Below are 6,604 nucleotides of genomic sequence, written 5' to 3'. Positions count from 1 at the left end.
AAGCCCTGGAAGTAGTTGTCTTTGCTTTTCATGTTGACGTTGCAGAAGCAGAACAGCGACGACACCAGGATCAGCGACACGGTCAGCAGCAGCGTGTAGTCCGGCAGCGGAATGTAGCGATAGATGAACAGTGCCGGAATGAACACGTAGGTCAGATAGTCGATCACCAGATCGAGAATCGAGCCGTCGAAGCTCGGCAACACCGACTGCACGTTGACCTTGCGCGCCAGCGCACCGTCCAGTCCGTCGACGATCAGGGCCACGCCCAGCCACAGCAGGCAACTGATCGGCTGGTTATCCAGCAGGGCAAGCGTTGCGAGGAAGGCAGTGACCACGCCGGTAGCAGTGAATCCATGGGCACCCCATGCTTTGAGCCTGGCGATGTGTAAAGTTGAAATCACGGGGGCGTTCTCCAGAAAGTGAAGCATGCCAGTCATCGCCCTCATCTGGCGGGCGGCGGCAAACCGGTTCGGGTTGCAGGTATCGACCGGGCATCCGGGAATAAGGTTCACCGCCTATGAATCTTAGCTGCGCCGGAAAAAAATACCGCGCAAAAATCGGCGCTGTGTCAGCCAAACGGTGGTGGCGCATTTACCGGCGAGGACTATCGTTGCCTGACTGATCCCCCCCTTCGATGAGGACATCGTCATGAACACCAGCGATCTGCTCGAACAATTACTGCGCGCGGGCCAAGGCTCGATGGCGCGACAGGGCGGCGGTGGGACGTCGGCTCAAGGTGGCCTCGGTGACTTGGGCGGGCTGCTCGGTGGCTTATTGGGGGGCGGTAGCGGCACCAGCGGTGCCGGCGCCGGTGGCATGGGCGGGCTCGGCGGCTTGCTTGGCGGTTTGCTCGGAGGTGGTTCACCGATGGGCGGTGCAGCGCAATCGCGCTCCGGCGGTGGCACGCACTACGCCGCGCTCGCCTCTCTGGGGATGATGGCGTTCCAGGCGTATCAAGCCTGGCAACGCAGTCAGGCTTCGCAGCAACAACAGGCGCCGCAACAGGCGATGCGCACCGTGGATATGCTGGCCGGGCCGGAAGTCGAAGAGCACAGCCATGCGATCCTGCGTGCCTTGATTGCGGCAGCCAAGGCTGATGGCCGGTTCGACGACGCTGAAAAACAGCTGATCAACGCCGAAATCGCCCGCCACACTGACGACCCGCAATTACAGCAATGGCTCGATGAGGAAGTTGCCAAGCCGCTGGATCCCGACGACGTGGCGCAGTCGGCAACAGATCAAGCCATGGCTGCGGAAATGTACCTGGCCAGCGTGATGCTGGTGGATGATCAGCAGGATGCCGAGCGCACTTACCTGGATGAGCTGGCTGCGGCATTGCAGATCGAACCGGATTTGCAGGTGCATCTGGAACAGCAGGCCAAGGGTGGAACCGTCTAGGGGCCGCTCAAGAACCCTGCGGCTTGGGGACCAGAAACGTCACCCCGAAACGCTCGGCCACTTCGAATATCCGCGGCAGATCCTCGGGCACCTTGAACTGGTCCATCGCCGTGAAAAACTGCCCGCCGCGCGGATCGGACACAACGCCGATCATCTTCGCGGTGCTGCTGATGTTCTTGTAGGCATGAACGGATCCTGCCGGGATATGCACGTAGCCCCCGGCCGAGACGGTGGTGGATTTGCCTTCGACGGTGACCTCGACCTGCCCGTCAACCACGTAGAACGCCTCGTCCCAAGGGTGAAAGTGCGGTGGCGGGCCGCCTCCCTGCACGCCTTCCTGGATATGCATTTCGAAGGGTTTGCTCATATCGCCGCCCGCGAGGACCGTGATCGTCTCGCCCACGACGTTGACCGATGCCGGTGGGGCTTGGAGGACGTGAACCGTGCGCATGATTGCTCTCCGGGGATGAGGCTGCACCTGCCGATTGTAGGCCTTTGAACGTCTGCCGACAGCCGCGCCGCAGGGCCGTTGGTCCGGGTAATTTTGACGACGATGGAATTTTTTTCGTGATGACTCGCTCTGCTGAGGGAGGGACGTGCTGATCCAGCGCCCTGCAGCGACCCGCAGGTGAGCCATGAACAAGAATCTCGACGACTACAACCGCATGCGCGATTTTTCGGCGACGTCTGAGCCGGCTGCCGTCAAGCGAGCCGGCCGCAGGAAAGCCAAGGATCATGCGCTGCAATTCTGCATCCAGAAGCATGATGCCTCGCGCCTGCACTACGATTTCCGCCTGGAACTCGACGGCGCGCTGAAGAGCTGGGCGGTGCCCAAAGGGCCGTCACTGGACCCCAAGGTCAAGCGCCTGGCGGTGCATGTCGAAGACCATCCGCTGGACTATGCCACCTTCGAGGGCAGCATCCCCGAAGGCCACTACGGCGCGGGCGATGTGATCGTCTGGGACCGCGGGGTGTGGATTCCCCAGGAAGACCCCGCCAAGGCTTACGCCAAGGGGCGGCTCAAGTTCGAACTGCAAGGCGAGAAGCTCGCAGGCCTGTGGAACCTGGTGCGCACTCACATGCCGGGCAAGCAGGAGCAGTGGTTCTTGATCAAGCATCAGGACGGCGCCGCCAGAGTCGAAAGCGACTACGACGTCGTCGCTGCCGAACCCGATAGCGTACTCAGCGAGCGCACCATCATTACCAAATCAGCCAAATCAGCCAAACCCAAGGCGGTCAAGCGACCAGGCCCCCCGGCACGCAAGGAAAAATCCGCGCCACTCACCGGCGCGCACAAAGCCAAACTGCCCGACCAGATCAAACCGGAACTGGCGACGCTGGTGGAAAAGGCCCCGGGCGGGCAGTGGAGTTATGAGGTCAAGTTCGATGGCTATCGAATCATGGCGCGCATCGACCATGACGACGTCAAACTCTTCACCCGTAACGGCCACGACTGGACGCACAAGTTGCCTGAGCAGGCCAAGGCTTTAGCCGGCCTGGGCTTGGAGTCCGCATGGCTCGATGGCGAAATGGTCGTGGCGGATGAGCAGGGCATTCCGGATTTTCAAGCGTTGCAAAACGCCTTCGACGCCGGTCGCAGCGGCAAGATTCTTTATTACCTGTTCGACTTGCCCTACCTCAACGGTGTGGATTTGCGCGAGGTGCCGGTCGAAGAAAGGAGGGCCGCGCTGGCGACGGTGCTGAAGACGAGCAAAGATCCGTTGCTGCGTTTCTCCGATGCCTTCGGCGAAGACCCGGAAGCCTTGCTCAACAGTGCCTGTCAGATGCGCATGGAGGGCTTGATCGGCAAGCGCCTGGGTTCGCCTTACGTGTCCCGGCGCAGCAGCGACTGGATCAAACTCAAGTGCAAACACCGCCAGGAGTTTGTCATCGTTGGTTTCACCGATCCCAAAGGTTCACGCAGTGCCTTCGGTGCGTTGCTGCTGGGGCTGCATGATCGCGACAGCGGCGAGCTGCGCTATGCCGGTAAGGTCGGCACCGGGTTCACCGAGGCCACTCTGGGCAGCATCCATGCACAACTCAAACCTTTGCAAACGAAAAAACCGGCCGTGGTCAATCCACCGAGCGGGGCGGAATTCAAGGGCGTGCATTGGATGAAGCCGCAACTCTTGGCCGAAGTGGCCTTCGCAGAAATGACCAAGGACGGTTCGGTACGGCATGCAGTGTTCCATGGTCTGCGTGACGATAAGCCTGCCCAAGACATCACTGAGGAGCGTCCGAAAGCCGTGAAAACCACCTCCGCAAAAAAAGCCGCCGCCAAGTCATCTGCAGCGCCGAAGAAAGCTGAAGCGGCGCCGTCACAAATCGGCTTGGCTCAGGGCAAAGTGCGTATCACCCATCCGGACCGGGTCATCGATGCCACGAGTGGCACCACCAAAGTGCAACTGGCGCAGTACTACGCCAGTGTCGCCGAATGGATCCTGCCGCAGCTCAAGGACCGCCCGGTGGCGCTGGTACGCGCGCCGGACGGGATTGCCGGTGAGCTGTTTTTCCAGAAAAACGCCGAGCGCCTGGCCATCCCCGGCATCACCACCCTGGACCAGAAACTGACGGGCCAGCCGATGATGGTCATTAACAATGCTGAGGCCTTGATCGGCGCGGTGCAGATGAGCACCGTTGAACTTCACACCTGGAACGCCACTTCGGACAATCTCGACAAACCCGATCGCTTCGTCCTCGACCTTGACCCGGACCCGGCGTTGCCATGGAAACGCATGATCGAAGCCACCCAATTGACCCTGACGGTGCTCGATGAATTGGGGCTCAAGGCCTTTCTCAAGACCAGTGGCGGCAAGGGCATTCACTTGGTGGTGCCGCTGACCCGCAAACTCGGTTGGGATGAGGTCAAGGACTTCAGTCACGCGATCGTCACCCAAATGGCCAAAATGCTGCCGGAGCGCTTTTCCGCGGTGTCGGGGCCGAAGAATCGGGTAGGGCGGATCTTCATCGACTACCTGCGAAACGGTCTCGGCGCGACGACCATTTGCGCTTACGCTGCGCGCACCCGCGAAGGCCTGCCGGTGTCGGTGCCGATCTATCGCGAAGAAATCGTACAGCTCAAGGGCGGCAATCAGTGGAACATCCACAACGTGCATGAACGCCTGGAGGAAGTGGGCGACGGGCCTTGGGCGGACATGAAGAAAACCCGGCAAACCATTACTGCCGAAATGCGGCGACGGGTGGGGATGAAAAAATAATTCGGTGGGCCTTTTGTAGAAGCACGGTTGTTCGACGATAGCGCCATGAGGTCGCTATCGCCGACAAGCCGTGTTTTGCATCCGGACAAATCGAGTTATTTGATAAAAGCCTGGAAGTCAGTACCCAGTTTGTCGATTGCTGACTTGAAGTCTTGGGCCGTGATTTTCTGTTTGTCATTTTCCAGCGTAGTACCGAAGACTTTGCGTACGACCTTGGCTACTGTCTGGTTGTTTTTGGCGTCGATGAATTCGGCTTCGATATACAGTTCGGTGTTTTCATCGCGGATACCGGTAGCTGCGGAAACGCCGCCTACGACTGCCGCGATAGGCACCACTTCATACCAGTGCATGCCTTCAGGAGACGCACTGACCCCGGTAATCGCCGCACGCATGACCAGGGTTTTCGAACCGGCCGGCGCGGCGCTCGGGCTGGAGACCACGCGGTATTTCTGCCCCAGTGTGGCTTTGGCCTTGTTGGTCATGTAGTTCTGGATGTCATTGAGCGTCTGCTGGTTGACTCGCTCATTGGGCTTGGGCGCCGGATACAGTTCCAGTCGGGTGAAAGCCACGGTGTTATAGGCATCGGGATTCCACGACGGACTCACCCAACGCATCGCCGTGCCACCGCTCGGGGTTTCGACTTGCTGCAGGTTGGTGTAGCTGGACAGGTAGCCGGAATACTGATCCTTCTCGGTGACTTTGGAGGTACAACCTCCGAGCAGGAGCCCGGTCAATGCGACGCCGATCAGCAGGTTTCGGGACAGGTTCATAGTGCAGTGTGCTCCTTGAGTGAAATCGTTTTATCGGGCGCAGAAAGCAGCAACGCCACGTCATTGTTCAGAGCATAGGTGGCTCTTGGCGTAATGCACTGTGAATGTTCGATTACCATCCGACACGCACATCTGCCGTCGTCACGCCCAAGTGTCATAGCCGTTGCCGCAGCGCCTGTGCGTCAGCGTCCGTAGCGTGAGACAAGAGCGTAGGTTTTAAACACGAATTATCCAGCGCGAGTTGCCAAACAAGTGTCGCTGTTTAATGCGTTCACCGATCAACAAACGGAAACCGCGACCGGCGGAATCAGTCGGTTAATTATTCGGTTACGCCTGTATTTCAGTTGCTACGCTTTAAACCTGACCTCATCTGTTCGGGGAGCAAGCGATGTCACTTCAGTTTCAGCGTGTTCGGAGGTTGTTTTTCGGCCTGGTCACCGGATTGCTCGCCGTTCCCTTGCTGGCGGCCGAGCCTGTTGCGGTCGATGCGCCGAAAAATCAGCTGGAACCCAAAGCGCTGGAGATCCTCAAGGCCATGAGCGCCAGATTGGCCGGCGTCCAGGGCATGAGTTTCAAAGCTACCACCACTTATGAGCGCCCCAGTCGTCTGGGGCCACCCCTGGCGTACAACACCGTGGCGCTGGTCAATGTTCAGCGCCCCGATCGCTTGCGTGTTCTGACCTCCGGCGATGGCCCTGCGACCCAGTTCTACTACAACGGCAAGCAAGCCTGGGCTGTTGAACCGAAGGAGAACCTGGTGGCGCAAGCTGACGCACCGCCCACCATCGATGCAACCCTCGAGGCGGCGTATCAGCGGGCGGCTATATATTTTCCCTTCACCGATGTGATCGTTTCCGACCCCTACAAGGATCTGGCCAGGGATATGCGCTTGGCGTTCTATATCGGTCAGTCAACGGTGGTCGGCGATACCGCGACCGATGTGATCGCCTATGCCAACGACGTGGTGTTTGTCCAGGCCTGGATAGGTACGCAAGACAAGTTGCCGCGCATGTTGCGGGCGGTGTTCCGTGATGATCCGACACAATCCCGGCATCAGGTGGCATTCAGTGACTGGAAGCTCGAATCAGCGTTGTCGGCAGATTTCTTCAAACCACAACACATTGAAAATGCGCACCGCATCCAGTTTGCACCGCCTTCCGACTTGCGTGCCCCTGAAGGGGTTAAACAGCCGGTTGCCAGACCCTGAGGGAGGAGCTT

At 59.4% G+C, this 6,604-nt stretch carries 6 protein-coding genes; 3 read left to right on the top strand and 3 right to left on the bottom strand.

Features of this window, described 5'->3' with window-relative positions:
• Positions 1-401: CDP-alcohol phosphatidyltransferase family protein (locus D8U18_RS27520; RefSeq protein WP_177435071.1), on the bottom strand; the 401-nt coding region annotated here is incomplete at its 3' end.
• 247 nt (positions 402-648) lie between these two features.
• On the opposite strand from D8U18_RS27520, the gene D8U18_RS27515 reads away from it, so the two are divergent.
• Positions 649-1,398: a tellurite resistance TerB family protein gene (locus D8U18_RS27515; RefSeq protein ID WP_056853787.1), complete on the top strand. Its 750-nt coding sequence runs from the start codon at positions 649-651 to the stop codon at positions 1,396-1,398.
• 7 nt (positions 1,399-1,405) lie between these two features.
• Here the strand turns inward: D8U18_RS27515 and D8U18_RS27510 are convergent, their stop codons facing one another.
• Complete coding sequence (locus tag D8U18_RS27510; protein ID WP_056853786.1) at positions 1,406-1,849, bottom strand: cupin domain-containing protein; 444 nt, start codon at positions 1,847-1,849, stop codon at positions 1,406-1,408.
• A gap of 184 nt (positions 1,850-2,033) precedes the next feature.
• Between D8U18_RS27510 and ligD the strand changes: the two genes are divergently transcribed.
• Entirely contained in the window at positions 2,034-4,616 is a 2,583-nt protein-coding gene (ligD, locus tag D8U18_RS27505) for a DNA ligase D (protein ID WP_131109146.1), read from the top strand.
• A 95-nt stretch (positions 4,617-4,711) separates the two neighbouring features.
• On the opposite strand, the gene D8U18_RS27500 is transcribed toward ligD, so the two are convergent.
• Entirely contained in the window at positions 4,712-5,386 is a 675-nt protein-coding gene (locus tag D8U18_RS27500; protein WP_131109144.1) for a DUF3313 domain-containing protein, read from the bottom strand.
• A gap of 388 nt (positions 5,387-5,774) precedes the next feature.
• Here D8U18_RS27500 and D8U18_RS27495 point away from each other — a divergent pair, with 388 nt between their 5' ends.
• Positions 5,775-6,593: a DUF2092 domain-containing protein gene (locus D8U18_RS27495; protein ID WP_131109142.1), complete on the top strand. Its 819-nt coding sequence runs from the start codon at positions 5,775-5,777 to the stop codon at positions 6,591-6,593.
• Positions 6,594-6,604 lie beyond the last annotated feature (11 nt).

Origin of the sequence: Pseudomonas sp. Sample_10, from assembly GCF_004321495.1 — a bacterium.
Classification (GTDB): domain Bacteria; phylum Pseudomonadota; class Gammaproteobacteria; order Pseudomonadales; family Pseudomonadaceae; genus Aquipseudomonas.
This window is presented reverse-complemented; position numbering and strand designations above follow the sequence as displayed.